The organism is Paenibacillus sp. 01T422, assembly GCF_056398785.1.
Map to the genome: position 1 here is coordinate 1 of NZ_JBFTQB010000997.1, position 2,229 is coordinate 2,229.

At 44.6% G+C, this 2,229-nt stretch carries 2 protein-coding genes and 1 pseudogene; 2 read left to right on the forward strand and 1 reads right to left on the reverse strand.

What is annotated here, in order from left to right:
• Together AC1DUA_RS34630 and AC1DUA_RS34635 are read left to right on the forward strand one after the other, a co-directional pair.
• The coding region (locus AC1DUA_RS34630; RefSeq protein WP_477504055.1) for a DUF5605 domain-containing protein at window positions 1-1,253 on the forward strand (1,253 nt) is incomplete at its 5' end.
• Between the two features lie 148 nt (window positions 1,254-1,401).
• A pseudogene (locus AC1DUA_RS34635) lies at window positions 1,402-1,611 on the forward strand (sigma factor); the annotation flags it as partial.
• A 74-nt stretch (window positions 1,612-1,685) separates the two neighbouring features.
• On the opposite strand, the gene AC1DUA_RS34640 reads toward AC1DUA_RS34635, so the two are convergent.
• The coding region (locus AC1DUA_RS34640; protein ID WP_477504056.1) for a helix-turn-helix transcriptional regulator at window positions 1,686-2,229 on the reverse strand (544 nt) is incomplete at its 5' end.

Here is a 2,229-nt window from a genome sequence, read left to right on the forward strand (position 1 = left end):
ACCGTACATCTAGTAATGTAGGAGTGCTCGATGGACAGGTTGGTAGCTTTGTCTGTGTAGAATCATCTCCAGATAATCATGGTCCGGTTCGAGTAAGTGATACCTTCCACTTTGCATATGCAGACGGCCTCCGATATCTACCGGTAGGTACAACCTGCTACGCCTGGACGCATCAACCCGCTAATCTTGAAGAACAAACACTCTCGACGTTGAAGGATTCTCCATTTAATAAACTGAGAATGTGCGTATTCCCGAAATCTTATCAGTTTAATGCAAATGAGCCACTGTACTATCCTTTCGAAGGCTCACTGGAGGATGGATGGGACTATAGCCGATTTAATCCGGTATTTTTCCAACATCTTGAGAAGAGGATTGCTGATCTTGGCAAGCTCGGTATAGAGGCAGATCTCATTCTATTCCATCCGTATGATCGATGGGGTTTCTCACAGATGCCGCCCGAAGTCGATGAAAGATATCTTCGATATCTCACAGCACGTCTTGCCGCATACCGGAATGTATGGTGGTCACTAGCAAATGAGTTTGATTTAATGAATGCTAAAAAAGAGGATGACTGGGAGTACTTTGCTGAAATCGTGACATCAAGCGATCCGGTCGGCCATCTCATTTCCAATCATAATTGTCTCCGATTCTACGATTACAGCAAACCTTGGGTAACTCATTGTAGTATACAACGTATCGACATGTATAAAACGGCAGAAGAAACGAATGAATGGCGTAACATGTGGAATAAACCAATTATCGTAGACGAATGTGCTTATGAAGGGGACATCGAACACGGGTGGGGAAACATCACGGGGGAAGAATTAACCCGTCGATTCTGGGAAGGTGCTGTTCGTGGCGGTTATGTTGGTCATGGAGAGACCTATTACAATGAAAAGGAAGTTCTATGGTGGTCAAAGGGAGGCGAACTTAGGGGGACAAGTCCTGATAGAATCACTTTTATTCGCCGTATTATTGAACAAAGTCCAGGAGGCATACTGAATCCACTGCCATCTTCCTGGGATTTGCCTTGTGCCGGCGTGAAGGATGAATACTACTTGTACTACTTTGGTTTCAATCAGCCGCGTTACCGGCATTTTAAACACGAGTCCGGTGTCTCCTATCGTGTAGAAATCATTGATACATGGAATATGACGATAACCCAGGTGCCAGGCACTTTCGAGGGCTCATTCCGTGTTGAACTTCCTGGACGTCAATATATGGCGGTTAGAGTAGTTGCATCGATAAATTGATCAAGGCAAAATAGATTTGTTGGTTGACAAGAACATTATGGACTAGAAGCCGCACAGACAAATAATGGAAGAAAAAGAATATTTATTGCGCAAGAGCTGTATTGAAGCAGCTCCTTTTTTCGTTTCATCACCGAAGATCTGATCTCGAATCGGGACGATCGGATTGATTAAGGCGATCGAGTCTTTCCCCCAAACAAAGGGACAAAGCTGGCAACGTTTGCAGCGCTGTGTATCGAGAACGAGATCCTTATGCATCTGCGTTCGTTGAAAGACGAGGAAAGATGTGTCCTTGCGTGATCCTATCGGAACGGAGGCTGACGATGTCGTAGATAAAGTGCAGTTCAAGATAGAGAAGAGTATGAGTTGGACGTAGTTTTATTGTACCTCCAAAAAGAGTCTTTCTGAATTTAGACTGGTAGATCGAAAATGGCTCTAATCCTTTTTACACTGTGAGGGACTGTAGTATTTAAATTGCTTAAATGTCCGTGTAAAGTAGTTGATACTGTTAAAACCAACTTCCTCGGCTGCCTCGGTTACGGAAATGCCTTCTGTGCGCAGCAGCTTTTCAGCTTCATTGACGCGGAACAAATTGACGTATTCAACGAAGGTACGGCCTGTTAACTTTTTGAATGTTTTGCAAAAATGGTGGAGGCTCATGTTGGTCAAATGTGCAGCTTCCTCGAGAGAAATTGGACGTCGGTATTCCTCGCGGATGAACGCAAACAGCATTTCAAAGTGTTTGGCATGCAGAATCGACAGATTTGTCTGCTGGCTACGATGAGGCGTAATCTCTTGGTCCATCCACCTCAGCGCAACTGTAATGAGGAGTTGAAGGTACGAGCGGATGGAGATCTCATAGCCGAGTAGTTTTTGCTCAAATTCATCAATAATTCGATGAACGAGTTCTGCAAAGTCAGCGTAAGCCGCATCCCTCGTACGCAAATGAAGAGGGAAGCGCTTCTGACCTTCCATGAAG